General features: G+C 71.9%; 26 protein-coding genes and 1 riboswitch. Of the genes, 6 read left to right on the top strand and 20 right to left on the bottom strand.

Going from position 1 to position 25,687, the window contains the following annotated elements:
• The first annotated feature begins 66 nt into the window (after positions 1 to 66).
• The gene (locus OEIGOIKO_RS26335; protein ID WP_125056086.1) at positions 67 to 576 is read left to right on the top strand and encodes a type II toxin-antitoxin system PemK/MazF family toxin; all 510 of its coding nucleotides are present in this window, start codon (positions 67 to 69) and stop codon (positions 574 to 576) included.
• A 70-nt stretch (positions 577 to 646) separates the two neighbouring features.
• On the opposite strand, the gene OEIGOIKO_RS26330 is transcribed toward OEIGOIKO_RS26335, so the two are convergent.
• The 11 genes from OEIGOIKO_RS26330 to clpS form a co-directional block, all read right to left on the bottom strand.
• Positions 647 to 1,597 carry a PLP-dependent cysteine synthase family protein gene (locus OEIGOIKO_RS26330; RefSeq protein WP_125056085.1) on the bottom strand — a complete coding sequence of 317 codons (951 nt, stop codon included), beginning with the start codon at positions 1,595 to 1,597 and terminating at the stop codon, positions 647 to 649.
• Complete coding sequence (locus OEIGOIKO_RS26325; RefSeq protein ID WP_125056084.1) at positions 1,597 to 1,902, bottom strand: MoaD/ThiS family protein; 306 nt, start codon at positions 1,900 to 1,902, stop codon at positions 1,597 to 1,599. Before OEIGOIKO_RS26325 ends, OEIGOIKO_RS26330 begins: the two co-directional genes overlap by 1 nt.
• A gap of 139 nt (positions 1,903 to 2,041) precedes the next feature.
• Positions 2,042 to 2,155, bottom strand: a complete 114-nt coding sequence (locus tag OEIGOIKO_RS43980; RefSeq protein ID WP_359873471.1) for a putative leader peptide — start codon at positions 2,153 to 2,155, stop codon at positions 2,042 to 2,044.
• A gap of 100 nt (positions 2,156 to 2,255) precedes the next feature.
• Positions 2,256 to 3,089: a (2Fe-2S)-binding protein gene (locus OEIGOIKO_RS26320; RefSeq protein WP_218040007.1), complete on the bottom strand. Its 834-nt coding sequence runs from the start codon at positions 3,087 to 3,089 to the stop codon at positions 2,256 to 2,258.
• Entirely contained in the window at positions 3,086 to 3,934 is an 849-nt protein-coding gene (locus tag OEIGOIKO_RS26315; RefSeq protein ID WP_125056083.1) for an ABC transporter ATP-binding protein, read from the bottom strand. The genes OEIGOIKO_RS26320 and OEIGOIKO_RS26315 overlap by 4 nt, the downstream gene beginning before the upstream one ends.
• The gene (locus OEIGOIKO_RS26310; RefSeq protein ID WP_125056082.1) at positions 3,931 to 4,980 is read right to left on the bottom strand and encodes a FecCD family ABC transporter permease; all 1,050 of its coding nucleotides are present in this window, start codon (positions 4,978 to 4,980) and stop codon (positions 3,931 to 3,933) included. The genes OEIGOIKO_RS26315 and OEIGOIKO_RS26310 overlap by 4 nt, the downstream gene beginning before the upstream one ends.
• Before the next feature lie 5 nt (positions 4,981 to 4,985).
• A complete protein-coding gene (locus tag OEIGOIKO_RS26305) occupies positions 4,986 to 5,990 on the bottom strand; it encodes an ABC transporter substrate-binding protein (protein WP_125056081.1) in 1,005 nt (334 codons plus the stop codon).
• Between the two features lie 35 nt (positions 5,991 to 6,025).
• Positions 6,026 to 6,140, bottom strand: a riboswitch (cobalamin riboswitch).
• Between the two features lie 80 nt (positions 6,141 to 6,220).
• Complete coding sequence (locus OEIGOIKO_RS26300; protein ID WP_031007361.1) at positions 6,221 to 6,643, bottom strand: M67 family metallopeptidase; 423 nt, start codon at positions 6,641 to 6,643, stop codon at positions 6,221 to 6,223.
• Between the two features lie 91 nt (positions 6,644 to 6,734).
• Positions 6,735 to 8,207 carry an amino acid permease gene (locus OEIGOIKO_RS26295; protein WP_125056080.1) on the bottom strand — a complete coding sequence of 491 codons (1,473 nt, stop codon included), beginning with the start codon at positions 8,205 to 8,207 and terminating at the stop codon, positions 6,735 to 6,737.
• Positions 8,208 to 8,594: 387 nt separating this feature from the next.
• On the bottom strand, positions 8,595 to 9,233 hold the full coding sequence (locus tag OEIGOIKO_RS26290; protein ID WP_125056079.1) for a DUF2017 domain-containing protein: 639 nt from the start codon (positions 9,231 to 9,233) through the stop codon (positions 8,595 to 8,597).
• The gene (gene clpS / locus OEIGOIKO_RS26285; protein ID WP_238782702.1) at positions 9,233 to 9,592 is read right to left on the bottom strand and encodes an ATP-dependent Clp protease adapter ClpS; all 360 of its coding nucleotides are present in this window, start codon (positions 9,590 to 9,592) and stop codon (positions 9,233 to 9,235) included. The genes OEIGOIKO_RS26290 and clpS overlap by 1 nt, the downstream gene beginning before the upstream one ends.
• Before the next feature lie 81 nt (positions 9,593 to 9,673).
• On the opposite strand from clpS, the gene OEIGOIKO_RS26280 reads away from it, so the two are divergent.
• Complete coding sequence (locus OEIGOIKO_RS26280) at positions 9,674 to 11,002, top strand: nicotinate phosphoribosyltransferase (RefSeq protein WP_125056078.1); 1,329 nt, start codon at positions 9,674 to 9,676, stop codon at positions 11,000 to 11,002.
• 146 nt (positions 11,003 to 11,148) lie between these two features.
• Positions 11,149 to 11,745, top strand: a complete 597-nt coding sequence (locus OEIGOIKO_RS26275) for an isochorismatase family protein (RefSeq protein WP_125056077.1) — start codon at positions 11,149 to 11,151, stop codon at positions 11,743 to 11,745.
• Between the two features lie 1,120 nt (positions 11,746 to 12,865).
• Here the strand turns inward: OEIGOIKO_RS26275 and OEIGOIKO_RS43055 are convergent.
• Both OEIGOIKO_RS43055 and OEIGOIKO_RS26260 read right to left on the bottom strand, forming a co-directional pair.
• Positions 12,866 to 13,177: a hypothetical protein gene (locus OEIGOIKO_RS43055; RefSeq protein WP_125056075.1), complete on the bottom strand. Its 312-nt coding sequence runs from the start codon at positions 13,175 to 13,177 to the stop codon at positions 12,866 to 12,868.
• A 116-nt stretch (positions 13,178 to 13,293) separates the two neighbouring features.
• Positions 13,294 to 15,693, bottom strand: a complete 2,400-nt coding sequence (locus OEIGOIKO_RS26260) for an immune inhibitor A domain-containing protein (protein WP_170251864.1) — start codon at positions 15,691 to 15,693, stop codon at positions 13,294 to 13,296.
• A gap of 399 nt (positions 15,694 to 16,092) precedes the next feature.
• Between OEIGOIKO_RS26260 and OEIGOIKO_RS26255 the strand changes: the two genes are divergently transcribed.
• Positions 16,093 to 16,434 (top strand): hypothetical protein, encoded by a 342-nt coding sequence (locus OEIGOIKO_RS26255; protein ID WP_125056073.1) that lies wholly within the window; start codon positions 16,093 to 16,095, stop codon positions 16,432 to 16,434.
• 115 nt (positions 16,435 to 16,549) lie between these two features.
• Here the strand turns inward: OEIGOIKO_RS26255 and OEIGOIKO_RS26250 are convergent, their stop codons facing one another.
• A complete protein-coding gene (locus OEIGOIKO_RS26250) occupies positions 16,550 to 17,347 on the bottom strand; it encodes an RDD family protein (protein WP_125056072.1) in 798 nt (265 codons plus the stop codon).
• 87 nt (positions 17,348 to 17,434) lie between these two features.
• The gene (locus tag OEIGOIKO_RS26245) at positions 17,435 to 19,051 is read right to left on the bottom strand and encodes an RDD family protein (protein ID WP_125056071.1); all 1,617 of its coding nucleotides are present in this window, start codon (positions 19,049 to 19,051) and stop codon (positions 17,435 to 17,437) included.
• 249 nt (positions 19,052 to 19,300) lie between these two features.
• On the opposite strand from OEIGOIKO_RS26245, the gene OEIGOIKO_RS26240 reads away from it, so the two are divergent.
• A complete protein-coding gene (locus tag OEIGOIKO_RS26240) occupies positions 19,301 to 19,777 on the top strand; it encodes an SsgA family sporulation/cell division regulator (RefSeq protein ID WP_125056070.1) in 477 nt (158 codons plus the stop codon).
• 22 nt (positions 19,778 to 19,799) lie between these two features.
• Here the strand turns inward: OEIGOIKO_RS26240 and OEIGOIKO_RS26235 are convergent, their stop codons facing one another.
• The 5 genes from OEIGOIKO_RS26235 to hppD form a co-directional block, all read right to left on the bottom strand.
• Positions 19,800 to 20,210 carry a VOC family protein gene (locus OEIGOIKO_RS26235; RefSeq protein WP_125056069.1) on the bottom strand — a complete coding sequence of 137 codons (411 nt, stop codon included), beginning with the start codon at positions 20,208 to 20,210 and terminating at the stop codon, positions 19,800 to 19,802.
• Positions 20,211 to 20,407: 197 nt separating this feature from the next.
• A complete protein-coding gene (locus OEIGOIKO_RS26230; protein WP_125056068.1) occupies positions 20,408 to 21,871 on the bottom strand; it encodes a dihydrolipoyl dehydrogenase family protein in 1,464 nt (487 codons plus the stop codon).
• A gap of 111 nt (positions 21,872 to 21,982) precedes the next feature.
• Positions 21,983 to 22,276: a ribosomal protein L7/L12 gene (locus tag OEIGOIKO_RS26225; protein WP_125056067.1), complete on the bottom strand. Its 294-nt coding sequence runs from the start codon at positions 22,274 to 22,276 to the stop codon at positions 21,983 to 21,985.
• Between the two features lie 76 nt (positions 22,277 to 22,352).
• Positions 22,353 to 23,717, bottom strand: coding sequence for an FAD-binding oxidoreductase (locus OEIGOIKO_RS26220; protein WP_125056066.1), 1,365 nt, complete (start codon positions 23,715 to 23,717; stop codon positions 22,353 to 22,355).
• Between the two features lie 212 nt (positions 23,718 to 23,929).
• Positions 23,930 to 25,075 carry a 4-hydroxyphenylpyruvate dioxygenase gene (hppD, locus tag OEIGOIKO_RS26215; protein ID WP_125056065.1) on the bottom strand — a complete coding sequence of 382 codons (1,146 nt, stop codon included), beginning with the start codon at positions 25,073 to 25,075 and terminating at the stop codon, positions 23,930 to 23,932.
• 129 nt (positions 25,076 to 25,204) lie between these two features.
• Here hppD and OEIGOIKO_RS26210 point away from each other — a divergent pair, with 129 nt between their 5' ends.
• Positions 25,205 to 25,672 carry an Lrp/AsnC family transcriptional regulator gene (locus OEIGOIKO_RS26210; RefSeq protein ID WP_031007388.1) on the top strand — a complete coding sequence of 156 codons (468 nt, stop codon included), beginning with the start codon at positions 25,205 to 25,207 and terminating at the stop codon, positions 25,670 to 25,672.
• Positions 25,673 to 25,687: the final 15 nt, after the last annotated feature.

The following is a 25,687-nucleotide window of genomic DNA, read 5'->3' as shown; positions in this document are numbered from 1 at the left end:
AGCCGTGCCGCCCGGCTGCCCGGACGGGTACGGTCGGACGGGGCCCGGAGCTTGGAGGGAACGGGTTTGGACGTCTCGGGGTGGTGGCCCGCGCTGGCCGTGGTGGCCGCGCTGGCGCTGGTGGCGGCGCTCGTCGACGGGCGGGCACGCGCGCGGGGCGCGCGGAAGCGGCAGAGCGCTCGGTTCCGGCCAAGAGCGCGGGCGCGTGACCGTACGCGCCCCGGTGGCCGCCCCTCCCGGGTCGCCGCGTCCGGCGGCGCCGCGACGCCGCGGGCGCGGGAGATCTGGTGGGCCCTGGTGCCGTACGAGGACGGGCCGGGCGCGAAGGACCGCCCGTGCCTGGTGCTGTCGGTGCGCGGCGGCACGGCCCACGTCGTGAAGATCACCAGTCGGCACCATCCGGACCGGCCGGGGGTGCTCCCGCTGCCGCCCGGCGCGGTCGGGGACGGGCGGCAGCGGGCGAGCTTCCTGGAGACGGACGAGCTGCGCGACGTGCCGCTACGGGATTTCCGCCGCCGGGCGGGGACGGTCGACGACGCCCTGTGGAAGCGGGTACGCCGCCTGACGAGGAGGTGAGGCGGCGGGACGCCTCGCGTCCCGCCCCTCCGCGGAATCCGCTCCCGGGCCGTACGGCCCTCTCAGGCCCTCACGCCCAGAGCTGTCCGTGCAGCGTCTCGATCGCGGCTTCGGTGGATGCGGCGGTGTAGACGCCGGTGGAGAGGTACTTCCAGCCGCCGTCGGCGACGACGAAGGCGATGTCGGCGGTCTGCCCGGCCTTGACGGCCTTGCGGGCCACGCCGATCGCCGCGTGCAGGGCGGCCCCCGTCGAGACGCCCGCGAAGATGCCTTCCTCGGCGAGGAGTTCGCGGGTGCGGCGGACGGCGTCCTCGGAGCCGACGGAGAAGCGGGTGGTGAGCACCGACTCGTCGTACAGCTCGGGCACGAAGCCCTCGTCGAGGTTGCGCAGCCCGTAGACCACGTCGTCGTAGCGCGGTTCGGCGGCGACGATCTGTACGCCGGGGACGTGCTCGCGCAGGTAGCGGCCGACGCCCATGAGGGTGCCGGTGGTGCCCAGGCCGGCCACGAAGTGGGTGATGGACGGCAGGTCGGCGAGGATCTCCGGGCCGGTGCCGGCGTAGTGCGCGCCGGCGTTGTCGGGGTTGCCGTACTGGTAGAGCATCACCCAGTCGGGGTGCTCGGCGGCCAGTTCCTTGGCGACCCGTACGGCCGTGTTGGAGCCGCCCGCGGCGGGTGAGGAGACGATCTCCGCGCCCCACATGGCGAGCAGTTCGCGCCGTTCGGAGGAGGTGTTCTCCGGCATGACGCAGACGATCCGGTAGCCCTTGAGCCTGGCCGCCATCGCCAGCGAGATGCCGGTGTTGCCCGAGGTGGGCTCCAGGATGGTGCAGCCGGGGGTGAGCCGGCCGTCCTTCTCCGCCTGCTCGATCATGTGGAGCGCGGGGCGGTCCTTGACCGAGCCGGTCGGGTTGCGGTCCTCCAGCTTGGCCCAGATGCGGACGTCGGCGGAGGGCGACAGCCGCGGCAGGCGGACCAGCGGGGTGTTGCCGACCGCCGCCAGCGGGGAGTCGTACCGCATCAGCGCCGTTCCCGGGGGCCGTCGGACATGCCCGAGCCGCCGGCCACGGCCGGGAGGATGGTGACGCTGTCGCCGTCGCTCAGCTCGGTGGAGATGCCGTTCAGGAAGCGCACGTCCTCGTCGTTGAGGTAGACGTTCACGAAGCGGCGCAGCTGCTCGCCGTCGACGAGGCGCTCCCGGATGCCGTTGTGGCGGCTCTCCAGGTCGGCGAAGAGGTCGGCGAGGGTCGCTCCGCTGCCTTCGACGGCCTTCTGGCCGTCGGTGTAGGTGCGGAGGATGGTCGGGATACGGACCTCGATGGCCATGGGAGCTCCTGTGGGAGGGCGGTGACGTGCGGGCGGGCGTGCGGCGCAGGCTCGGGGCGTGCGGCGCGGAGGCGCTGGGCGTGCGGGCGCGATGCGGGTGCGCGCGCGGGCCGCCGCGCGGCCGGTGGGTCCGGCGGCGTCAGACGGCAGCGCGGATCGGACAGATGGCGCTGGCAAGGCGGCACAGGTCGACGTGCAGCCGCGCCACAAGCAACATGCCCGGCGTCTTCTCGCTCACGTCGTCAAAAACCATGCGGTCATCGTATCGATTCCCGGTCCGGGGACTGGAACCTCGTCTTGCGATGCGGACGCTCGGTGCACAACAGGTGGGACGCGGCCCGCGGCGGTACGCCTCAGGGGCGCGCCGCATATGCCGCGATCCGCTCGTCCCTGCTGGTCAGGCAACAACTGACACAGCGCACGGCTTCGGCGCTCGTGTAGAAGAGGCAGCAGGTGCGGCGGAGGTAGACCAGGCGCGGGGTGCCGTCGCGGCGTGTGACGGTGACCACATCGCCGAGTGGGGCGAGGCCGCCGGGCGCACCGTCCAGGAAGGCGGTCCAGCGGCGGGCCAGCTGGGCCGGATCGGCGGAGGACGCGGCGAGGGCGGTCGCGCAGCCGTGGGCCACTCCCCCGCGCAGCTGTCGCAGTCCGGCCCGGGTGCGCTTCCGCAGCGCGTCGGCCAGGGGCAGCAGGTGGCGGGTGAGGACGACGTGCTGAATCGTTTCGGCGCCCGTCCCGGACCCGTCCAGCATGCGGAACGTCCGTAGCCGGACCCCGGCGATGCCGTGCCCGGGGTCCGGCCGCAGCAGGACGTTCTCCGGCCGTACGTCCAGGACGCGGCCGGTCAGCGCCCAGTGCAGGACGGCCGCCGCGGTGACCCGGCCCGCGTAGACCGCGATGAGGGTGAGGGCGGCGGCGTGGGCGGTGCGGTGGCCGCTGCCCCGGTGCTCGGTGTCCAGGAGGCGGGACAGTTCCGGGCCGTACGGGTCGAGCAGGCGGTCGGCGGCGAGCCAGTCGGTCTCGCCCTGGGGCGGGGAGCCGAGGCCGAGGCGGTAGCGGGGGCCGTGTGCGGCGAGTGCGGCGAGCGGCTCGTCCGGGATGCCGGCGGCCGGCGGCCCGTCCGCGTCACCCACGGCCGGCGGCCCGCCCGAATCGCCGGGGCCGGGTGTCGCTCCGTACGCGCTCACCGCCGCCCCACCGCCCCCGAAGCCGCCGCGCTCCGCCCGTCCGCCGCCCCCGGCGGCAGATACACCACCGTCGGCGCCCCGGTCACCGGATGCGTGCTGACCTCGGCGGCGACCCCGTACACGTCGGCCAGCAGGCCAGGGGTGAGGATCTCGTGCGGCGTGCCGTGGGCGACGACGCGGCCCTCGCGCAGCACGTACAGGCGGTCGCAGTAGTACGCGGCGAGGTTGAGGTCGTGCAGGGCGAGCAGGGTGCTGGTGCCGAGGGAGGTCACCAGGGAGAGGACGTCGAGCTGGTAGCGGATGTCGAGGTGGTTGGTCGGCTCGTCGAGGACGAGCAGGGACGGCTGCTGCACGAGCGCCCGCGCGACCAGGACGCGCTGTCGCTCACCGCCGGAGAGCGCCGCGAAGGAACGGTCCCGCAGCTCTGCGACCCCCACCCGTTCCAGCGCCTCGTCCGTGCGGGCGGCGTCGTCCGCCGTGTCGGTCTCCCAGAAGCGCTTGTGCGGCGAGCGGCCCATCGCGACGATCTCGCGCACGGTCAGCTCGAAGGCACCGCTGCCGTCCTGGGGGACGGTGGCCACCCGCCGGGCCCGCTCCTTGGCGGAGAACCCGGCCAGGTCGCGGCCGTCCAGGGTGATCCGGCCGTGGGTGGGGGCCAGGGTGCCGTACACGCAGCGCAGCAGGGTGGTCTTGCCGCTGCCGTTGGGGCCGACCAGGCCCACCGTCTCCCCGGGCGCGACGTGCAGGTCGGCGCCGTCGACGAGGTGGCGGCCGTCGACGCCGTACGACAGTCCCTCGGTCCGCAGCTCGGCGGGGGCGGCGGGTCCCGTGCTCAGGCCGCTCATCCGGTGATCCCTTCCGTACGGGTGGTGCGGCGCAGCAGCCACAGGAAGAACGGCCCGCCGGCCAGCGCGGTGACCACTCCGACGGGGATCTCCTGCGAGCCGGCGACGGTACGGGCCAGCAGGTCGGCGAGGACGACGAAGACCGCGCCCGCCAGGGCGACCACCGGCAGCAGGGCCCGGTGCGAGGCGCCGACGACCATCCGGACGGCGTGCGGCACCATCAGGCCGACGAAGCCGATCGACCCGCTGGCCGCCACCAGCACCCCGGTGACCAGCGACGCGAGGACGAACACGGCGGCGCGGAAGCGACCGGTGTCCAGCCCGAGGACCGTCGCGCCCTCCTCGCCCACCAGCAGCAGGTCCAGCGGCCGGGCGAGGGTGAGCAGCAGCACGAGGCCGGCGAGCAGGACGAGGGCGGGCAGCCACAGGCTGTTCCAGCGGGCCTGGCCGAGGCCGCCGAGCGTCCAGAACATGATCGACCGCAGGTGTTCGGCCTTGGCCGAGGTGACCAGGACGAGGCTGGTGAGCGCGGAGAGGATGTACTGGACCGCGACGCCCGCCAGCACCAGCCGCCCGGTGGTCATGGTGCCGCCGCGCCGGGCCAGCGCGTACACGGCGATCAGCGCGCCCAGTGATCCGGCGAAGGCGGCCAGCGGCATCGAGACGGTGGTGGCCAGGCCGCCGCCGACGCCGAGGACGACGACCATGACGGCGCCGGTCGAGGCGCCCGAGGAGACGCCGAGCAGGAACGGGTCGGCGAGCGGGTTGCGGACCAGCGCCTGCAGGACGGTGCCGATGACGGCGAGTCCCGCGCCGACGACGGCGCCGAGCAGCACGCGCGGCAGCCGTACGTCGAGGACGATGGTCGGGAACGGGCCGGCCGGCGCGTCCCCGGTCAGGATGCGCAGTACGTCGCCGGGCGGGATGCGGACGGAGCCGAGGACGAGCCCGGCCAGCCCCGCCGCGAGCAGGGCGGCGGCGAGGACGGCCAGGACGAGGGTGTAGCGCAGCCGGCGCGGCGGTGCGGCCGCGGTCTTGCAGCTCACCGGGGCTACTTGAAGGCGTCCGGGTGCAGCTGCCCGGCCAGCGACCGGACGGCGTCCGGTACGCGTACGCCGAGTACCGCGCTGGACAGGGGCAGCACCGCGAACCGCTTGTTCTTCACGGCCGGTACGTCCTTGAGGGCCGGGTCGCCGAGCAGTTGCTTCTTCTTCGCCGCGACGGGGGTGCCGCCGTAGTCGTAGATCACGATGATCTCGGGCTTGCGCTCGACGATCTGCTCCCAGGACACGTCGGTGAAGGTCTTGGCCCGGTCCGCGAAGACGTTGCGGCCGCCGGCCAGCGAGATGATCTCGTTGCCGATGCCCTTGCCGCCCGCGGTGTGCACCGCGCTGTCGCCGTTGTCGTAGACGAAGACGGACGCCGGGGCGGTCCCCTTGAGCTTGTCCTTGGTGGCGTCGATGCTGGCCTCGGCCTTCTTGACCAGGGCCTCGGCGCGGTCGCGCACGCCGAAGGTGGCGCCGACCTCGCGGATCTCCTGGGCGAGCTGCTGGACGCCGGTCTTGTCCTGCGCGCAGTACTCGATGTTCAGGCGGGTCTTGATGCCGGCCTTCTCCAGGGCGGCCCGTTCGCGGCCCTCGGCCTTGTCGAAGGCGCTGGAGTAGCCGCCGTAGACGAAGTCGGGATTGGCGCCGAGCAGCGTCTCGTAGGAGGGGTACTCCTTGGCGAGGACCTTGACGCTCTCGTAGTCCTTCTCGTACTGCGGCAGCACCTTGTCGTCGAGGTAGGCGGTGCCGGCCAGCCGGTCCTTGAGGCCGAGGGCGAGCATGATCTCGGTGGTGTGCTGGTTCATGGTGACCACGCGCTCGGGCGGGGCCTCGAAGGTGGTGCGTACGCCGCAGTTGTCGACGGTGTACGGGAAGCCGGCCGCCTTGGCCGTGGCCCCGCCGGACGCCTTCGCGTCGCCGTCGCCGCCGGTGCCGCAGGCGGCGAGCGGCAGCAGGAGCGCCGCCGAGATGAGCGCGCGCAGTGCGCCGCGGGACCTGCGTCTGGACATGGCCGTGCCTCCTCCGGGGGATCCGCGTCCCCTGGTCGGTGTGCAGGCGGCAGGTCAGTTCCTGGCTTCCAGGCCGTGCGGCCTGGTCACAGTGGCGGGACCGTCCCGGATTCGCACCGGGTTCCTGGGTCCTGCCGCCCGAGGTGATGCGGCACAGTGTGTCAGGTGCGTCGGCGGCGTCCGCCGTCGCGGTGGCCGGCAGGCGGCCGCGGCTCGGCGGACGTCCACGGTCAGTAGGCGTCCACGACCTCGACGTCTTCCTCCGTGACCTGGCCGTCCAGGATCCGGAACGAGCGGAACTGGAACGGTCCGGCGTCGTCGGTGTCGGCCGTGGAGACCAGGACGTAGTGCGCGCCGGGTTCGTTGGCGTAGGAGATGTCCGTACGGGACGGGTACGCCTCGGTCGCGGTGTGCGAGTGGTAGATGATCACGGGTTCCTCGTCCCGGTCGTCCAGCTCGCGGTAGAGCTTGAGCAGGTCCTGGGAGTCGAACTCGTAGAAGGTGGGCGAGCGGGCGGCGTTGAGCATCGGGATGAACCGCTCGGGGCGGCCGCTGCCGGCCGGACCCGCGACCATGCCGCAGGCCTCGTCGGGGTGGTCCTTGCGGGCGTGTTCCACGATCTGGTCGTACAGGGCCTTGGTAAGGGTCAGCATGGGCCCCAGAATAAGCAGGCGGGCCGGCTCGTACCGAAGGTTGGTACGAACCGGCCCGCATGCTGGACAGCCCGTCGTGAGCGGGCCGCCCTCAGCCCTGCCGGCCGCCCTGCGGCGCGGACGTGGCGACGGCCGCGGTGTCGCCCTTGCCGAACATGTCGGGATTGCGGGACTTGAGCACCAGGTAGCTGACGGCCAGCACCAGCCCCCACAGCGGCGCCGCGTACAGCGAGACCCGGGCGTCGGGGTCGGCGCCCATCATCACGATGACCATGCCGATGAAGGCCAGCGCGAAGATCGAGGTGTACGGGGCGCCGGGCGCCTTGAACTCGGACTGCGGCAGTTCGCCGCGGTTGGCCTTGGCGCGGAACCGGAGCTGGGCGAGCAGGATCACGATCCAGGCCCACATGCCGGAGATCGTCGCGAAGGAGACCACGAGGTCGAACGCCTTGCCCGGCCACTGGTAGTTGATCCAGACGCCGAACAGCATCATCGCCACCGAGACGCCGGTGCCCCAGGTCGGCAGGCCGTTCTTGCTGAGCCGGGTGAACAGCTTCGGGCCCTGGCCGTTGAGCGCCAGGTCACGCAGCATCCGGCCGGTGGAGTACATGCCGGAGTTGGCCGAGGACAGCGCCGCGGTCAGCACCACGAAGTTGACGATGGCCGCACCGGCCGGCAGGCCGATCTGCTGGAAGGCCGCGACGAACGGGCTCACGCCCGGCTTGAAGACGGTCCAGCTCACCACGGACAGGATGATGATCAGCGCGCCGATGTAGAAGAGACCGATCCGCCACGGCACGGTGTTGATCGCCTTGGGCAGGACCTTCTTCGGGTCGGTGGCCTCCCCCGCGGTGACACCGACGAGTTCGACCGCCATGAAGGCGAACATCACGATCTGGAGGGTCATCAGCGTGCTGCCGATGCCCTTCGGGAAGAATCCGCCGTCCGACCAGAGAAGGCTGAAGGAAGCGGTGTCACCGGCCTTGGAGAATCCGATGGTGATCACGCCGAGGCCGATGAGGATCATGCCGATGATCGCGGTGACCTTGACCATCGAGAACCAGAACTCCAGCTCACCGAAGAGCTTCACGGAGATCAGGTTGATTCCGAACAGGGCGACCGTGAAGACCAGGGCGGACGCCCACTGGGGTATTCCCTTGTTCCAGTACTGCACATAGGTGGCTGCTGCAGTCACTTCGGTGATACCGGTGACCACCCAGAACAGCCAGTACGTCCAGCCCGTCACGAATCCCATGAACGGGCCGAGGAATTCCCGGGCGTACTCCGAGAAGGAGCCCGACACCGGCCGGTACATGAGCAGCTCGCCCAGGGCGCGCATGATGAAGAAGATGACCAGGCCCACGATGGCGTAGGCCAGGATGATGCTGGGTCCCGCTTTGGAGATCGCCTTGCCCGCTCCGAGGAACAGACCGGTTCCGATGGCGCCACCGATGGCGATCATCTGGATCTGCCGGTTTCCCAGCCCCCGCTGGTAACCCTCTTCCGAGGCAGATCCCGCGGCGTCGCTGCCGCCGGCGTTCTTTTCGACCTGCACAGAGGTCATGTGTGGTGCGCCCTTCTCCATTCCGACCCGGTCTGTCCGGATCGGGTTCCGATCCCCCCGGATGGAGTTCCTGCACGCCGACGGTCGGCCGGCCAAGCGCTCCCGGAGTGACAGGGGTGGCGTCACTCACGGCAGGTTCGTGAACATGTATCACGGCCCCTTGGACATCTACCAGTGATGTCTTGGAGCCGAGCACAAGAAAAGTAGGATAAATGCTGGAATGGGCTGGTGGGTAGTCAGGGTCGGTGACGCGATCGTTATCCGGATTTGAGCGTCCGTTGAGCGGCCCCCCGCGATCGGGACATCCGGGACAGGCGGCGCGGGAGGACGGGCGGCCGGGCGGCGCGCCGGGCGGAAGCTCCGGCTCCGGGCCCGAAAGCCCGGGAGTCAGGCCGTCAGCGTCTCGATCAGGCTCTCCTGGAGCCCGCCCAGCCACAGGTACGCCATCACCATCGGCTTGCGCGGGTCGCTGTCCGGAAGCCGCAGCAGCTCGCCGCTCTCGTCCTCGTCGGTGACCTCCAGACGGGTGCCGATGGCCAGCCGGAGGTCGTTCAGGGCGCCCAGCCACTGCCGCGACTCGTCCGGCTTCAGACGCAGCACGGCGCCGTCCACGGCGCCTTCCGGAGCGGTCTCGGGCGTCTCGGGCTTTTCGCGTGCACCGCCGACCGGGCCGAGCGCGTCCAGGGCCCGTACGACCGCGAGCGCGTCCTCGCGCTTACGGGTGCGCAGGTCGTTCTCCGTGTAGCGGCGGAACTCGGCCGCCGCGGCGTGCGTGGCGTCGTCCGGCACCTCGTCCGGGCCGCCGTACGCGTCCGGGAAGAGGCGGGCCAGCGCCGGGTCGGACGGGGGCTCGCTGGGGCCCTCGGTGAACAGCGCGGCCAGCGGGTCGTCGCCCTCGGCGGGCTCCTCGCCCGGGCCGATCAGCTCCATGAGCTGGACGGCGAGGCTGCGCAGGATGGAGATCTCGACCTCGTCGAGGGGGGCGGCCGCGCCGCCGCCGGGCAGGGGCTCGAAGTGGCCGGCCATCAGCGGTCCTGGGTGAGGGTCGCCCACAGGCCGTACCCGTGCATCGCTTGCACGTCGCGCTCCATTTCCTCGCGGCTGCCGCTGGAGACGACCGCCCGTCCCTTGTGGTGAACGTCGAGCATGAGCTGCTTGGCCTTGCCCTTCGAGTAGCCGAAGTAGGTCTCGAAGACGTACGCCACGTAGCTCATGAGATTGACGGGGTCGTTGTGCACCAGCGTGACCCAGGGCACGTCCGGCTCCGGCACCTCGAAGGGTGCCTCGCTGGACTCGGGTCGTTCGATCTCCACGGGGGCGCCGAGCGCGCAGCGCGTCGATCGAAGGGCAATGGTGGCAGACGGGTCGGCGCTCACGGTCTCCATGCTGCCACCCGCGGTGGGGCATCGCACAAACAGCCCGGGGAAATCGTCAGAGTGACGAGTATGAGAGGTAGCATCCCTACCATGAACACAGCAGACCTGGGGCTGCCGGTGGACGTGCCGTCGACTGCGCTCTTCACCGACCAGTACGAACTCACCATGCTGCAGGCCGCACTGCGGTCCGGGACCGCCGAGCGCCGCTCGGTCTTCGAGGTCTTCACCCGGCGCCTGCCGGAAGGCCGCCGCTACGGCGTCGTCGCCGGAACGGGCCGGGTCCTGGACGCGGTGGAGAACTTCCGGTTCGACGAAACGATTCTCGGCTTCCTGCGCGAGCGCGGCATCCTCGACGAGCGCACGCTGGACTGGCTGGCGGACTACCGCTTCCGCGGTGACATCTGGGGCTACCCGGAGGGCGAGGTCTACTTCCCCGGCTCACCGATCATGCGCGTGGAAGGCACCTTCGCCGAGGCCGTCCTCCTGGAGACGGTGATCCTCTCCATCCTCAACCACGACTCCGCGGTGGCCGCCGCCGCGTCCCGGATGGCCGTCGCGGCCGGCGACCGGCCGCTCATCGAGATGGGCGCCCGCCGCACCCACGAGCTGGCCGCCGTCGCCGCGTCCCGCTCGGCGTACGTGGGCGGCTTCCACTCCACGTCCGACCTCGCGGCCGGCTTCCGCTACAACATCCCGACCGTCGGCACCAGCGCCCACTCCTTCACCCTGCTGCACGACAGCGAGCGCGACGCGTTCCGGGCGCAGGTCGACGCGCTCGGCAGCGGTACCACGCTGCTCGTGGACACCTTCGACGTCACCGAGGCGGTCCGTACGGCCGTCGAGGTGGCCGGGCCCGGCCTCGGCGCCGTCCGCATCGACTCCGGCGACCTGCTGCTGCTCGCCCACCGCGTACGGCAGCAGCTGGACGAGCTGGGCGCCCGCGACACGCGCATCGTCGTGACCAGCGACCTGGACGAGTACGCCATCGCCTCGCTCGCGGCGGCGCCGGTGGACGCGTACGGCGTGGGCACCCAGCTGGTCACCGGCAGCGGCCACCCGACCTGCTCCATGGTCTACAAGCTGGTCGCCCGCGCCGACAGCGACGCGGCGGACGCGCCGCTGCGGCCGGTGGCCAAGAAGTCCATGGGCGGCAAGGCGTCGCTCGGCGGCCGCAAGTGGTCGGCGCGGCGGCTGGACGAGCACGGCGTCGCGGAGGCGGAGGTCGTCGGCACCGGGCCGGTGCCGGCGGAGTTCGCCGAGCGGCAGCTCGCGGTGCCGCTGGTGCGCGGCGGTGAGGTGGTCGCCCGTGAGCCGCTGGACGCGGCGCGGGAGCGGCACATCGCGGCGCGGGCCGGGCTGCCGATGTCCGCGATGCAGTTGTCCCGTGGGGAGGCGGTACTGCCCACGGAGCAGGCTTGACGGGGCGCGCCTGCCGGTCCCCGGCGCCCGCCCCTCGGCCCCGGGTGCCCACTCCCCCTCGGCCCGGCTAGTGGCTACCCTCGGTCACACCACTTCGCGCCCACTCCGCGCCCACTCCACCGCTCCCCAGCCGGAAGGCTCGCACCATGCACCGGGCATTGATCGTCGTTGACGTGCAGAACGATTTCTGTGAGGGCGGCAGCCTTGCCGTGGCGGGAGGTGCGGATGTGGCTGCCGCCATCACCGATCTGGTGGGTGAGGCCGCGGGCAGCGGTTACCGGCACATCGTGGCGACCCGCGACCACCACATCGATCCCGGTGAGCACTTCTCCGTGCGGCCGAATTACGAGACGACCTGGCCGCCGCACTGTGTCGCCGGTACGGAGGGCAGCGGCTTCCACCCGAACTTCGCGCCGACGCTGGCGTCCGGGGCGGTCGACGCGGTCTTCTCCAAGGGCGCGCATTCCGCCGCCTACAGCGGCTTCGAGGGCGTGGACGAGAACGGGCACCCGCTGGCGGACTGGCTGCGGGCCCACGAGGTGAGCGAGGTGGACGTGGTCGGCCTGGCCACGGATCACTGCGTGCGGGCCACGGCGGTGGATGCGGTGGGTGAAGGGTTCCGGGTGCGGGTGCTGCTGGATCTCACGGCGGGGGTGGCGGTGGGGACCACGGAGCGGGCGCTGGAGCAGATGCGGGCCGCGGGAGTCGAACTGACCGGCAAGCCGGTGATCATCGCTGCCTGAGGGGCGCGCTTTGCGGGGCGCGCTTTGCGCGCGGTTGGTCCGGTGGGTGGGGGCCCGGGTCATAGGCGGGCCAGCGTGCGGACTGCCTGCGGGGAGACCCCTGCACGACCCCGAGCCCCGGCCGTCCGGCGGCATTCCGAGCGATCGGGCTGAGCTTTTTACAAGCCCAAGCGAAACCCGGCCCGGGGGTGAGCTCGCGTGGTGCGCGATGGTCCGGTGGGTGGGGGGCTCGGGGCCACTCCGGGGTCACTCCTCGGCATCCTTTAGCTGCAGTGAATCGGATACGTGCGCCAGCGTGCGGACTGCCTGCGGGGAGACCCCTGCGCGACCCCGAGCCCTGGCCGGAATGGCGGCTTTCCGAGCGATCGGGCTGGGGGCTTTCACAAGCCGGGCGCGTCCCGGTGCGCCCCGGCACCCCGGTGCGCCCCGGCACCCCGGTGCGCCCCGGCACCCCGGTGCGCCCCGGCACCCCGGTGCGCCCCGGCACCCCGGTGCGCCCCGGCACCCCGGTGCGCCTCGGCGCCCGAGTGCCCGGGCGCGCGAGTGCCCGAGTGGCGTCCGGCGCACCAGCTTCCGAGGGCCCGCGTGCCCGAGTGGCCGCGCGTCGTCCGGCGCGCCAGCGTCCGAGTGCGCGAGCGTCCGGGTGCCCGAGTGGCCGCGCGTCGTCCGGCGCGCCAGCGTCCGAGTGCCCGAGCATCCGGGTGCCCGAGTGGCCGGGTGTGGTCCGGCACGCCAGTGCCCGGGTGCGCGAGTAGCGTCCGGCGCGTCAGCGCCCGAGTGGCGCGGCGGAGCCGCGTCGGGGTGGGCTGGTCCGGGGCGCGCGTCTCATCGCCGGGGAGTGGCCTGCCGTGCCGCCATGCCCGCCGTGAGCCTCACCACCAGGAGGGCGGGCACCGGTGTGATCGGAAACCTCCCCCCACCGACCTCGGCTCGCCGAACCGGCCGGAGGGGGCGTGTAGGGGGCCATCCCCGCAGGCAGTCCGCACGCTGGCCATGTATCCGATTCACTTCAACTAAAGGATGCCGAGGAGTTGGCCCCCTGCGCGCCCCCGCCCCCACAACGAAAGCAACGCGAGCCGAACGCCGGCACACATCCTCGCGCGAAGCGCAGAGGGAACCCCTACGCAGACCGGAGCAACGCCCTGATCGGATGCCACGACTCCGTATCGTCGTCGGGGGTCTCGCGCCACACCAGCCCGTCGGGATGGTGCAGGACAGCCGTGACCTCGTCCGGAGTAGGTGGCTCCGTGTTACCGCGGAGATACACCGCCCGCAGCCCCAGGTTCCGCAGCCTCGTCAGCGCTCGCTGCCGGTTCACGGCGTGGACCAGGACGCGGACGCGATGCCCGTTGTCGCCCGGTCTGGGCAGGGCCAGGGCGACCACCACGCTTCCGGCGGGAAGCCTGATGAATCCTCCTCCGGATGTGGGCACGGTTTCCCCCGTGAGACTCGGCGTCAACAAGGACTCGCAAGGTGCATCTAAACGCGATCGGCCGCCGCCCGCTAGGGGGCGGCGGCCGATTGGCCTGTGACCTGCGGTTTTGTTGACTACTTGGTGGAGGGGCCCACCTGGAGGGTCACCGTGGAGCCGTTCCAGGCCTCGTTGAGGATCTTGATACGGGTGTTGGTGTCAGCAACGATCACGCCGCCGGTCGGGTTCGACTCGTCGTAGTAGTCGCCCTTGCGGTCGTCGAAGACGGTCACCCCGGGCTTCGACTTGATCTTGGTGACCTTGCCGTCCTTGTGGAGCGTGAGCGCATCCGTGCGGTGCCGGGTGAAGGTCGAGTCGTACGTCTGGAAGCGGTTGCGCATCAGCTTGCCGTCCGACCACTTCTCGGCCTTCGGGTGGGCGTCGACCGGCAGGATCTGGCCGTAGCCGGGGTGCTGGCCGACGTTGTTGTCCGGCTGCGAGGTGTCCCACAGCCAGATCAGGACGCCGTTCTGGTACGGGAAGTGCTCGACCCACTGCGGACGGGAGGAGGCCCAGCCGAAGTTGTACGGGCCGGTCTTCAGGGTCTTGTCGTACGAGACGTACTGGCGGTTCTCGGCGATGTAGTAGCGCGGGTAGTCCTTGGTGAAGGAGGCGCCGATGCGCGAGAAGCCCTTGGCGGCCCAGCCGTTGTCCCCGGCCTCGGCGCCATCCGTGAACAGCGCCTTGCCGTCGGCAGTCACCGAGATCGCGTCCGCGGCGAAGCCCTTCTGGGCGGCGCCGCCGTCCGTCTGGTAGCGGAAGCGGAGGTCGATCTTCTTGCCGGCGTACGCGTCGAGCGGGAAGACGAGGTCCTTGTAGGCGCCCGAAGTGCCCGTCAGGGCGGGCTTGTCGCCGCCGTCGCGCGGCACCGGCTTGCCGTCCGCGGTGCCTTCCAGCGGCGTGTAGTTGGCGCCGCCGTCCGTGGAGACCTCGGCGTAGGCGAAGTCGTAGTTCTGCTCGATGTCCCACCAGCCCTTGAGAGTCAGGGCGGCCTTCTTCTTGCCGGTGAGGTCGACCGGACGGGAGAGCGTGTTCTTCAGGTCGTTGCCCATGCCGCTCCACCACTGCTGGGTGCCTTCGGCGGGCTTGACGACGTCGGTGCGGACCGTCTTGGCGGGGAGTTCGACAACCAGCGCCTGCTTGTTCTTGGTGTTGTACTCGGCCACGCCCAGCTTGTGGGTGGACTTGGTGGCCGCCTTGGCCTTGTCGTAGTTGAGCCAGCCGAGCTGGAGCTTGTCCCAGGCGCTCATGTCGCCGGGGAGGTCGCCTATGGAGTCCTTGCCGCGGCCGAGCCAGGAGCCGGCGGACATCAACGACCAGGAGTCGACGGAGGATTCACCGGTGCCGGTGGTGTCGTACTCGTCGGGCAGGCCGAGGTCGTGGCCGTACTCGTGGGCGAAGACGCCGAGGCCGCCGTTCTCGGGCTGCATGGTGTAGTCGCCGACCCAGATGCCGGTGCTGCCGATCTGGGTGCCGCCGGCCTTGTTGCCGGCCGGGCCGGTGCGGCCGGAGTCGCTGCCGTACGCGTACCAGCGGTGTGCCCAGATGGCGTCGGTGCCCTGCGCGCCGCCGCCCGCGGACTCGTCCTCGCCGGCGTGCACGATCTGGAAGTGGTCGATGTAGCCGTCGGGCTCGTTGAAGTTGCCGTCGCCGTCGTGGTCGTAGCGGTCCCACTGGTCGTACTTGGCGAGGTCGGCCTTGATCTGGGCGTCGGTGCGGCCCTTGGCCTTCTGGTCCTCGGCCCAGCGGTTGACGCCGTCGCGTATCAGGTCCCAGGCGCTGGCGCAGTTGGTGGAGCCGCAGAAGTTTGACCCGTAACGGGCCTCGTTCCAGTCGACCTTGACCCAGTCGGAGACCTCGCCGTCGACGGAGTAGCGGCCCGAGGACTGCTTCTCGTAGTACTTGGCCAGGGACTCCTTCTTCTTGTCGTGCGAGAAGTAGAGGTCCTGGAAGTGCCGGCGGTTGTAGTCCTTCTGCCAGGCGGTGGAGTTGTCGTTGCGGCGGTCGGGCTGCGCGATGGTGTTGTGCGCGGGGCCGGGCTTGCCGCCGTACTTCTTCACCGGGGGCTTGGGGCCCTCGCCGTCCGGGTCGTACATCGTGGTGTCGTCGACCTTGTCGCCGAACTCGACCAGGATGGTGAAGATCTTGTCGGTCTTCTCGCGGGCGAGTTCGACGTACTTGCCGCGGTCGAGCTTGACGACCTGGGAGGCGCCGCGCCGGGTGGGCTTGGCGTCGCCGGAGATGACCTGCTGGAGCGCTTCCTTGCGCTGCGCCGCCTGCTGGTCGCTGAACGGGCCCTTGAGGTCGTGGTCGACGGCCTGCTTGGCGGGCGCGCCCGGGTCCTGCCGCTGGACGGCGAGCGGCGGCCGGCCGTCGTCGGCCTGCGCCGGCGCGCCGGAAGACAGGGCGGCCGCCCCGATCGCGGCGGCGGCCGTGGCCAGGGCGGCCGGTTTGAACGCCCGTCTCTTGGCTCTCACTTGGCGCATTCCTCCCCTTGAAAACGGTCACTGGATGCCAGCATTTGACCGGAAGGGGGAGGGAAAAGACAGATCTTGACTTGCGCACGACAGAGAAGTACGGTTTTCGACCTTCAGGTTGCGGGTAGCGGACACGTTTGGGTACGTACGGGGGCGTGGTGCGCGTGCGTACCCGCACTACCCCGGCGGCTCCCCCGCGTCGCGCCCCGGGCACGCCGACGGACGCGCCGATCAGGTCCGTTCAAACCAGGAATGAATCCGTGCGCCCCGTATGCCTCGGAACCGTGGGTCAGGTCACGCTTACCGCCAGTTCCGCTCGGGCAGTAAGGACCGTAGAGTCGTTTGACGGCGCGCCCCTGTCGACCACACCCCTGCCGACCTCCTGAGGACGGATCCGCCATGCCTCGTCCGACTGCCGCACAGCTCGCCTACGGATCGGCCACCGTCGTCTTCTCGACCCTCGCGTTGTTACTGCTCTCGCAGACGCGGACCGGGGTCGGAATCGCGGTCATCGCCGTCGCAGCCCTCGCCCTCGGCCTGCTGGTCGCCCTCACGGCGCCACTGCCGGGGGCTTCTCATGTGACCCGCCGCCGCGTGGCCAGGCGCCCCGGCGCGCGCGCCGTCCACGGCGCACGCACGCACGTGCCGTCCACCACCCGTGCGTCGGCCCTGCGGGTACCGCGTCAGCACACCCACGCGGGCGTCTCCTCCGAGGGGCGCGTCAGCGAGCACTCGCGTTAGTCGCCCGTCCGTGGCTGGCGGACGCGCGTAGGCGGCCGGGCACCGCTCGGAAGAGGGGTGCGCCGACCGCCGGTTGACGCGCCGGAGCCGCCAGGAAGGACGGCCGGAGCCGGCCTCAGGCCGTGGAGACCACCACCGTCTTCGCCGTCTTGTCGTGCAGGCACTGCTGGTACGGCTTGTCCCAGGTGCACCACAGGACGTTGACGAGCCAGAAGATGAAGCCGCAGCACGGCACGATCTCCGGCAGGGTGTAGACCGCCGCCCGTACCCAGCCCGCCTGCCCGGCCGGTACCGCGCCGTTCTCCAGCATCCCCACCCGGATCTTCATCGCCATCTTGCCGACGGTCTGGCCGCGGCTGGTGAGCATCAGGCCCTCGTAGACGAGGTAGACCAGCATCGTCACGAGGGAGACGGACGCCTGGCGTCCGGTCTGGGTGCCGTCGGTCGTCCAGTAGTCGAAGCCGCCGACGACCCCGCTCATGATCAGGCCGACCGGTACGCAGACGATGATCCAGTCGATGATGCGGGCGACCAGGCGGCGGCCGCGGCTCGCCAGCGGCGGCATGCCGGCCAGCGGGTCGGCAGCGCCGTACTGGCCGCCGTACGGATTGCCCCCGTACGGGTCACCCCCGTAGGGCGGCGGGGGCATCCCTCCGGGCGGCGGCCCGCTCCCGGGCGGCGGGGCACTGCCGCCGTACGGGTCGCCGCCGGGCGGCTGTTCGCCGTGCGGGGTGGCGTTGGCGGGGCGGTCGTACGGGGAGCCGCCGGCCGGCCGGCTGCCGTACGGAGAGCCACCGGCCGGCTCGGCACCGTACGGAGAGCCGCCCGACGGCGGTTCCTGCGGCTTCTTCAGGTACGGGTCGTGCTCCGGCGGTTCGCCCGCGGAGCCGGGCCCGGGCTGGTCGGTGCTCATGGCCCGAGTCGAACCCGGGCCGCGCGCCGCCGCATCCGGCGAGGTCCGGGCGGGTGACGCGGCCGGGCGGGCGGTCTGCTCCCGGGGCTACTTCTCGGCGACGAACGTCCGGGCGATCTTGTCGTGCCAGCACTGCCGCCACGGCCGGTCGAACAGGCACCACACGGCGTTGACGACCCCGACGGCCAGCACGCCGAGCACGCCGTACACCAGCCACCGCTTGATCACCGAGGCCAGGGGCGGGGTGTCGTGGCTCTCAATGTCCAGCACCTTGACGCCGCACACCTTCTTGCCGAGCGTGTGGCCCCACTTGACGGTGGGCAGCACCTCGTACAGGCCGCCGCCGATGAGCAGCACGGCGAGCACGATGGCCAGGTAGGGGCCGGTGGTGCCGTCGAGCAGGTAGACGGTGACCTCCCGCCCGGACTGCTTGGCGGCCTCCACCTTGGCGTCGATGTGGTCGGTGGCCGGGCCCCACAGCGGTACGGCGGCGGCGCCGGTGAGAACGGCCAGGACCAGGGTGTCGAGCAGGCGGGCGGCGAACCGGCGGCCCAGGGGGGCCGGGCGGCCCTGTTCCTGCGCGGCCGCGAGGAACGGGTCGGTGGTCGGCGGCTTCCAGGGGACGACGCCTTCGGCCGCGCCGTCCTGCTGCGGCGGGAAGCCGGCGAAGGGGGCGGGCCGGTCCTGCGGAGCGGGCTGCGGCGCGGCGGCCGGCCCGGGGGTCTGCGGTGCGGGAGCGGCGGCCGGTCCGGAGGTGGGGCCGGGGGCGGACCGGGAGGTCGGCTGGTGCGGCGGAGCGTGCGGCGCCGGTGACTGCTGCGGCATCTGGGGGTGCTGAGGCTGCTGCGTCGGGAACGGCTGGTGCTGCACGGGCGGCACGGCGGGCCCCGGCCCGGACTGCGGCTGCGGCGGGGACTGCGGCTGTACGGGCCCCTGCGGCGCCTGCTGGGCCGGTCCCTGGGCGGCGGGCGCCCGGACCCCGGGGGCCGGCTGCGCGGCCGCCTGCTGCGGTCCGGAGGACGTCGGCGGCTGATGCGCGCCCGTGGACGGCAGCGGCTGCGGCGCCGCGGCGCCGGGCAGCGGCGACGCCGGGGCGCCGCCGGCCTGCGGCGCCATCCGGATCGACATCGTGTCGCTCTTGCCGCCCTGGGGCCCGTCGGGGCGTACGGCACGGATGGTGGTCGTGCCGCGGTCGCGGCCGGGGGCGCCTTCGTCCCGTACGGCACGGATGGTGACCGTGCCGTCGGTCCGCGGCGGCTGCTCGCCGGACGCCGCCGTACCGGGCGCGGCCGCGGCCTCGTCGCGCTGCTGCGGCAGACCGGCCTGCCCCTCCTCGGGCGCCCCCCAGGCGATCCGGCGGTCCTGCTCGCCGCCGAAGCCGCCCTGCCGGGCGGTGTCGGCCTGCCAGGCGGAGGCGGGCGCGCCGCTGCCCGCCCCGGTCAGCCGGCCGGGTTCCTCCTCCTCGTCGAGGAAGACCGGGCCGGTCTCCTCCACGGCGGGGGTGGGGGCCGGTGCGGACGCGGGGGCCGGGACTGCGCCGGGCGGCGGCGCGGGGAGCGCCTCGCCCTCGGCGGGTGCGGGCCGGCTGGTGCCCGGCACCCATGCGGCACCGTTCCAGTACCGGATGTAGCCGGGGATGGACGGGTCCGGGTAGAAGCCTGGCGTGGGGCTGCCGCCGGCGGATCCTGAGGAAGGGGCGCTCATGTCCGAAGTCCCGTATCTGTTCTCGGCCTGGTGTGGTGGGTGGGGCATGTGCAGTCTGCCGCAACGCAGCGTCCACATCTATCAGACGGAGGGTCGGGGCGGGTGTCCCGGCCGGGCCGGACCACCTGGAAGAGGCCCGCGAAAAAAGTTGTGCGAAGTCGCGTAATGGTCCGGGCTCCGGAGCCTCTATCCAAGTGCGGGCCCCGTCACAGGGGGGTTCGCAGGAGGTACCGAAGAGAGGCGGACCGTATGCACACCGTGGTGGAACGAGAGCTGGAGCTGGGTCTGGTCCTGTCGCCGGAGCGCAGCATTCCCGTCCCGGCCCGGCTGACCTACCGCACGGACGACCCCTACGCCGTCCACGTCACCTTCCACATCGGCTCGGACGCCCCCGTCAACTGGACGTTCGCGCGCGAACTGCTCGTCGAGGGGGTGTTCCGGCCGTGCGGCCACGGTGACGTGCGGGTGTGGCCCGCGAAGGTGGACGGGCGCAGTCTGGTCTGCATGGCGCTCAGCTCCCCGGACGGCGACGCGCTGCTGGAGGCGTCGGCCGCGGCGGTCTCGGCGTGGCTGGAGCGCACGCTGCGGGTGGTCCCGCCGGGGTCGGAGCAGGACCACCTGGGGCTGGACAAAGGGCTGAGCGCGCTGCTCGCCATGACGCCGCGGGACGACCGGTGGCTGTCCGGCCCGTGGCCCTCGGACGAGTCGCCGGAGGCGGGTGCGTAGCGGCGGGCCGGACGTACCAGGGTCAGGACGATGCGGTACCGAGGTCCTCCAGGCTGTGCTTGCGGGTGAGGAACTCGATGGCGTGGCCGTCCGGGTCGCTGACGTAGACCCCGCGGCCGCCCGCGAGGTGGTTGATCTCCTGCGGCTTGTGGTGGTACGGGTCCGCCCAGTACGGCAGTTCGCGCTCCTGGATGCGGGCGAAGATCGCGTCGAACTCCTCCTCGGAGACCCGGAACGCGAGGTGCTGGGGCACGATCGCGGCCGCCTCGACGACGTGCTCGGCGTAGTCGATGGTCAGGCCGTTCGCGGTCGGTACGGCGGCGAACGGGCCGAACGCCGTCGGCTCCTCCAGTCCGGCCAGCTCCGCGAGGAAGCGCGCGGACGCGAACTTGTCGGTGGCGTGGATGATGGTGTGGTCGAGTTGCACGGACACGGGGTGCCTCCTGCGACGTCTGCTCGGGCCGGTGTGTTCAGGCCCGTCGGGCTCTGGCACTCCTGACCGTACGGCGGCTCGGCGCGCCTGAGTATCGGGATTCCGACCTACGTCGCCGGTCCGGCCTCGCCCGGTCCGACGTCCTCGTCCGCGGCACGCAGTCCGCACCGCCGCCCGGCCGCGTACGTACCGCCGCCTCAACCGCGGTACGTCTCCAGCAGCCGGAGCCACACCTCGCTGATCGTCGGATAGGCGGGCACCGCGTGCCACAGCCGGTCGAGGGGGACCTCGCCGGCCACCGCGACGGTGGCGGAGTGCAGGAGTTCGCCGACGGCCGGGCCGACGAAGGTGACGCCGAGGAGGGTTTCGCGGTCCAGGTCGACGACCATACGGGCGCGGCCGCGGTAGCCGTCGGCGTACAGGCCGGCGCCCGCCACCGAGCCGAGGTCGAAGTCGACGGCGCGGGTACGGTGTCCGGCGCGTTCGGCTTCGGCGGCGGTCAGGCCGACGGAGGCGGCCTCGGGGTCGGTGAAGACGACCTGCGGCACGGCGGCGGTGTCGGCGGTCGCGGCGTGCGCGCCCCAGCGGCCGGTGTCCAGGGCGGTGCTGCCCTGGGCCTGTGCGGCGATGGCGGCGCCGACGATGCGGGCCTGGTACTTGCCCTGGTGGGTCAGCAGCGCGCGGTGGTTGACGTCGCCGACGGCGTACAGCCAGCCGTCCGCCACGCCCTTGACCCGGCAGGTGTCGTCGGTCTCCAGCCAGGAGCCGGGCTCCAGGCCGACCGTCTCCAGGCCGATGTCGTCGGTGCGCGGCGCGCGGCCGGTGGCGAACAGGATCTCGTCGGCGACCAGCTCTTCGCCGTTGTCGAGCACGACGGTGGCGGGCCCGTTGGGCATCTCGCGCCGTACCCCGGTCACCGAGACGCCGGTCCGTACGGTGGCACCCGCCTCGGCCAGGGACTCGGCGACCAGTTCGCCCGCGAACGGCTCCATCTTGGGCAGCAGCCCGCCGCCGCGCACCAGGAGCGTCACCCGGGAGCCCAGGGCCTGCCAGGCGGTGGCCATCTCGACGCCGACGACGCCGCCACCGACCACCGCCAGGCGCGGCGGTACGGACTGCGCGCTGGTCGCCTCGCGGCTGGTCCAGGGGCGGGCGTCCGCCAGTCCGGGCAGGTCGGGGAGGACGGCGCGGCTGCCGGTGCAGACGGCGACGGCATGGCGGGCGGTGAGGACGCGGTCTTCCCCGCCGCCCGTGGCGACCACGACGCGCCGGGGGCCGTCGAGACGGGCCCGGCCGCGTACGAAGTCGATGCCGGCCGAGTCCAGCCACCGGACCTGGCCGTCGTCCTTCCAGTGGGAGGCGAACGCGTCACGGTGGGCGAGCACCGCCTTGCTGTCCAGCGGCACGGCCGCCGCCTGGAGCAGGCCGGGGACGCGGCGCGCGTCGGCGCGGGCGGTGACCGGGCGCAGCAGTGCCTTGCTGGGCATGCAGGCCCAGTACGAGCACTCGCCGCCGACCAGTTCGCTCTCCACGATCACCGCGCTGAGGCCGAGGGCGTGCGCCCGGTCGGCGACGTTCTCGCCGGTCGGCCCGGCGCCCAGCACGACGACGTCGTACGTGTCCCGGGCGGTGGCCTCTTCGGTCCCTGTGGTGGCTGACATCGCTCTTCGCTCCCTGCGTCGGCGTCGCGGCGGTCGGCTCCATCCTCGTCCCGGGCGCCCGGCCCGGCCACATGTATCGGGGCATTCGCCGGGCGGCGGGGGCACCGGCTCTCAGCCTTCCCGGCGCTCCACGGCCTCCTTGGCCTCGACCAGGCCGGCGCCGGTCAGTTCGCGGTAGCGCTTGATCGCCTCGACCTTCTTGCCCTTGTGCAGCAGCGCGTCGATCTCGGCCATGCCCTCGGGGCCGGGCTCCTCGATGCCGAGGTGTTCCATGACGAGGTTCAGCTTGCGGTCCATGTGCCGGAGGCGGCGTTCGAGTGTCTTGTGGCGCGCGTCCATGGTGGAGGCGAGGACGACGATGACGACGGCCGCGGCGCCGATGATGGTCCAGAGGTCGGAGTTCATGGTCCGAACCCTAGAAGGTGCAGCTCATGACAGCCGAACCGCGGCCGGCCCACGGTGGGGCCGCCGACGGTGCCGGTCAGAAGACCTTGCCGGGGTTGAGCAGCCCGAGCGGGTCGAACACGGCCTTGATGCCGCGGTGCATCTCCAGGCCGACCGGGCCCAGCTCGCGGGCCAGCCACTCCTTCTTCAGGACGCCGACGCCGTGCTCGCCGGTGATCGTGCCGCCCAGTTCCAGGCCGAGCGCCATGATCTCGTCGAAGGACTCGCGGGCGCGCCGGGACTCGTCGGGGTCGTTCGCGTCGAAGCAGACGGTGGGGTGGGTGTTGCCGTCGCCCGCGTGCGCGCAGACCCCGATGGTCAGGTCGTACTTCTCGGCGACGGCGGCGGTGCCGTCGAGCATCGCGGCGAGTTTCGAGCGCGGTACGCACACGTCGTCGATCATCGTGGCGGACTTGACGCGTTCCAGGGCGGTCAGGGTCAGCCGCCGTGCCTGGAGGAGGAGGTCGGATTCGGCCGGGGTCTCGGCCGGTACGACCTCGGTGGCGCCGGCGGCCTCGCACAGCGCGCCGACGGCGGCGAGGTCGGCGGCCGGTTCCGGGGTGTCGAAGGCGGCCAGGAGCAGGGCCTCGGTGCTGTCCGGCAGGCCCATCTGGGCCATCGCGTTGACGGCGCGGATGCTCGTACGGTCCATGAGTTCGAGCAGCGAGGGGGCGTGGCCGCGCGCCATGATCTCGCAGACCGCGTCGCACGCGGCGGCGGTGGAGGGGAACTCGGCTGCCAGCGCGAGCTGCTGGGGCGGTTCGGGCTTGAGGGCCAGGACGGCGCGTACGACGATGCCGAGGCTGCCCTCGGAGCCGACGAACAGGCGGGTGAGGTCGTAGCCCGCGACGCCCTTGGCGGTGCGGCGGCCGGTGGTGAGCAGCCGTCCGTCGGCGAGGACGACGTCCAGGCCGAGGACGTACTCGGCGGTGACGCCGTACTTGACGCAGCACAGGCCGCCGGAGGCGGTGCCGATGTTGCCGCCGATGGAGCACTCCTCCCAGCTGGAGGGGTCCGGCGGGTAGTAGAGGCCGTGCTCGTTGACGGCGCGGGAGAGCGCCGCGTTGACGACGCCGGGCTCGACGACCGCGATCCGGTCGACGGGGTTGATCTCGATGATCCGGTCCATCTTGACCAGGGAGAGCACGATGCAGCCGTCGCTGGCGTTGGCGGCGCCCGACAGACCGGTGCGGGCGCCCTGGGGGACGACCGGGACGCGCAGTGCGGTGGCGGTGCGCATCACGTGCTGGACCTGCTCGACCGTGCGCGGCAGGACGACGACGGCAGGGGTGCCGGCCTCGCAGAAGCTCGCCATGTCGTGGGCGTAGGCGCCGATGACGTCCGGGTCGGTGAGGATCGCTTCCGCGGGGAGGGCGTCGCGCAGGCGTGCGATGAGGTCCATGCCGTCAGCCTCCCATCCGTGGGCCGTACACGGAAGATCCTCTCCCGCACCCGGGGTCCCCGCCGCCGGGGTTCCCCTCCCGCACCCGGGTGGCGGTCCCGGGTGCGGGAGTGCCGCTCCCCGCGGGAAGGGCCGCGGCCCCGCCGGGTCAGGTGTCCGGCGAGGCCGCGGGGTGGGGGGTGGCGTCCGGAGGACACCCGGGCGGGCCGGGGTCAGAGGTTGCCGCGCCGTTCCTGCTCCCGCTCGATGGCCTCGAAGAGGGCCTTGAAGTTGCCCTTGCCGAAGCCCAGCGAGCCGTGGCGTTCGATCAGTTCGAAGAAGACGGTGGGGCGGTCCTGTACGGGCTTGGTGAAGATCTGCAGCAGGTAGCCGTCCTCGTCGCGGTCCACGAGGATCTTCAGCTCACGCAGCGTCTCGACCGGGACGCGGGTCTCGCCGGCCCACTCGCCGAGGGTGTCGTAGTAGGAGTCCGGGGTGTCGAGGAACTCGACGCCCGCCGCGCGCATGGCCCGTACGCTCTCCACGATGTCGTTGGTGGCCAGGGCGATGTGCTGGCAGCCGGGGCCGCCGTAGAACTCCAGGTACTCGTCGATCTGCGACTTCTTCTTGGCGATGGCCGGCTCGTTGAGCGGGAACTTCACCTTGCGGGTGCCGTCCGCGACCACCTTGGACATCAGCGCGCTGTACTCGGTGGCGATGTCCGAGCCGACGAACTCCTTCATGTTCGTGAAGCCCATGACGTTGTTGTAGAAGGAGACCCACTCGTCCATCTTGCCGAGCTCGACGTTGCCGACGCAGTGGTCGATGGCCTGGAAGCGGCGCTTGCCGGGCTCGACGATGGGGTCGGCGGCGACGTAGCCGGGCAGGTAAGGGCCGTCGTAGTCGGTGCGCTCGACGAGGGTGTGCCGGGTCTTGCCGTACGTGGCGATGGAGGCGCGGACGACGACGCCGTGCTCGTCCTTGGTCTCGTACGGCTCCTCTATGCCGGTGGCACCGTGCTCCAGGGCGTACGCGTAGGCGGCGCGGGCGTCCGGCACCTCGATGGCGAGGTCGATGACGCCGTCACCGTGGGCGGTGACGTGGTCGGCCAGGAAGTGGCCCCAGTCGGTCGACGGCTTGACGACCGAGGTGAAGACGAAGCGGGCGCCGCCGGATTCGAGCACGTAACTGGCGGTCTCGCGGCTGCCGTTCTCCGGCCCGGAGTAGGCGACGCGCTTCATGCCGAACGCGGTGGCGTAGTAGTGCGCCGCCTGCTTGGCGTTGCCCACGGCGAAGACGACCGCGTCCATCCCCTTGACCGGGAAGGGATCGGCCTGCCGAGCACTGGTGGGGGTGGTGTGGTCCGTGGTCTGTGTCATGCCCGCAGACTCCCTCCGGCCCACAAGGTGCGCAATAGTTTGCGCATTCACTGGGCAACCTGTACAGCGAACTGCCTGATTCACCAGACGTTTCGTACATGATGACCATCAAATTCGGAGGCAACGGCCGTGGCGATCGATCATTTGGACGGCAGGCTCCTGGAGCTGCTCGCCGAAGAACCGCGCATCGGCGTGCTGGAGGCCTCGCGCCGGCTCGGGGTGGCGCGCGGCACGGCGCAGGCGCGTCTGGACCGGCTTCAGTCGAACGGAGTGATCCGGGGATTCGGCCCGGACGTGGACCCGGCGGCGCTGGGCTACCCGGTCACCGCATTCGCCACGCTGGAGATCAAACAGGGCCAAGGGGCCGACGTCCGGGCGCACTTGGCGTCCGTACCGGAAGTGCTGGAGCTGCATACAACGACCGGACATGGGGACATGCTGTGCAGACTCGTTGCCCGTTCCAACGCCGACCTGCAACGGGTGATCGACCGAGTTGTGGGTTTCGATGGCATCATGCGGGCTTCCACCGCGATCGTCATGGAAAATCCGGTTCCGTTGCGCATCATCCCGCTGGTCAAACAAGCCGCGGGGGACTGACCGAGGAGAGCGCGT

Origin of the sequence: Streptomyces paromomycinus, assembly GCF_003865155.1 — a bacterium.
Lineage (GTDB): Bacteria > Actinomycetota > Actinomycetes > Streptomycetales > Streptomycetaceae > Streptomyces > Streptomyces chrestomyceticus.
Note: the sequence above shows the minus strand (reverse complement) of the source record. Positions and strands in the feature narration are given on the sequence as shown.

What these genes read in the sequence shown, in the direction of transcription:
- OEIGOIKO_RS26330 (WP_125056085.1), bottom strand. Translation starts at nt 1,597, where the DNA reads ATGCGGTACGACTCCCCGCTGGCGGCGGTCGGCAACACCCCGCTGGTC.
- OEIGOIKO_RS26325 (WP_125056084.1), bottom strand. Translation starts at nt 1,902, where the DNA reads ATGGCCATCGAGGTCCGTATCCCGACCATCCTCCGCACCTACACCGAC.
- OEIGOIKO_RS43980 (WP_359873471.1), bottom strand. Translation starts at nt 2,155, where the DNA reads ATGGTTTTTGACGACGTGAGCGAGAAGACGCCGGGCATGTTGCTTGTG.
- OEIGOIKO_RS26315 (WP_125056083.1), bottom strand. Translation starts at nt 3,934, where the DNA reads ATGAGCGGCCTGAGCACGGGACCCGCCGCCCCCGCCGAGCTGCGGACC.
- OEIGOIKO_RS26305 (WP_125056081.1), bottom strand. Translation starts at nt 5,990, where the DNA reads ATGTCCAGACGCAGGTCCCGCGGCGCACTGCGCGCGCTCATCTCGGCG.
- OEIGOIKO_RS26300 (WP_031007361.1), bottom strand. Translation starts at nt 6,643, where the DNA reads ATGCTGACCCTTACCAAGGCCCTGTACGACCAGATCGTGGAACACGCC.
- OEIGOIKO_RS26295 (WP_125056080.1), bottom strand. Translation starts at nt 8,207, where the DNA reads ATGACCTCTGTGCAGGTCGAAAAGAACGCCGGCGGCAGCGACGCCGCG.
- OEIGOIKO_RS26290 (WP_125056079.1), bottom strand. Translation starts at nt 9,233, where the DNA reads ATGGCCGGCCACTTCGAGCCCCTGCCCGGCGGCGGCGCGGCCGCCCCC.
- clpS (WP_238782702.1), bottom strand. Translation starts at nt 9,592, where the DNA reads ATGGAGACCGTGAGCGCCGACCCGTCTGCCACCATTGCCCTTCGATCG.
- OEIGOIKO_RS26280 (WP_125056078.1), top strand. Translation starts at nt 9,674, where the DNA reads ATGAACACAGCAGACCTGGGGCTGCCGGTGGACGTGCCGTCGACTGCG.
- OEIGOIKO_RS26275 (WP_125056077.1), top strand. Translation starts at nt 11,149, where the DNA reads ATGCACCGGGCATTGATCGTCGTTGACGTGCAGAACGATTTCTGTGAG.
- OEIGOIKO_RS26255 (WP_125056073.1), top strand. Translation starts at nt 16,093, where the DNA reads ATGCCTCGTCCGACTGCCGCACAGCTCGCCTACGGATCGGCCACCGTC.
- OEIGOIKO_RS26250 (WP_125056072.1), bottom strand. Translation starts at nt 17,347, where the DNA reads ATGAGCACCGACCAGCCCGGGCCCGGCTCCGCGGGCGAACCGCCGGAG.
- OEIGOIKO_RS26245 (WP_125056071.1), bottom strand. Translation starts at nt 19,051, where the DNA reads ATGAGCGCCCCTTCCTCAGGATCCGCCGGCGGCAGCCCCACGCCAGGC.
- OEIGOIKO_RS26240 (WP_125056070.1), top strand. Translation starts at nt 19,301, where the DNA reads ATGCACACCGTGGTGGAACGAGAGCTGGAGCTGGGTCTGGTCCTGTCG.
- OEIGOIKO_RS26230 (WP_125056068.1), bottom strand. Translation starts at nt 21,871, where the DNA reads ATGTCAGCCACCACAGGGACCGAAGAGGCCACCGCCCGGGACACGTAC.
- OEIGOIKO_RS26225 (WP_125056067.1), bottom strand. Translation starts at nt 22,276, where the DNA reads ATGAACTCCGACCTCTGGACCATCATCGGCGCCGCGGCCGTCGTCATC.
- OEIGOIKO_RS26220 (WP_125056066.1), bottom strand. Translation starts at nt 23,717, where the DNA reads ATGGACCTCATCGCACGCCTGCGCGACGCCCTCCCCGCGGAAGCGATC.
- hppD (WP_125056065.1), bottom strand. Translation starts at nt 25,075, where the DNA reads ATGACACAGACCACGGACCACACCACCCCCACCAGTGCTCGGCAGGCC.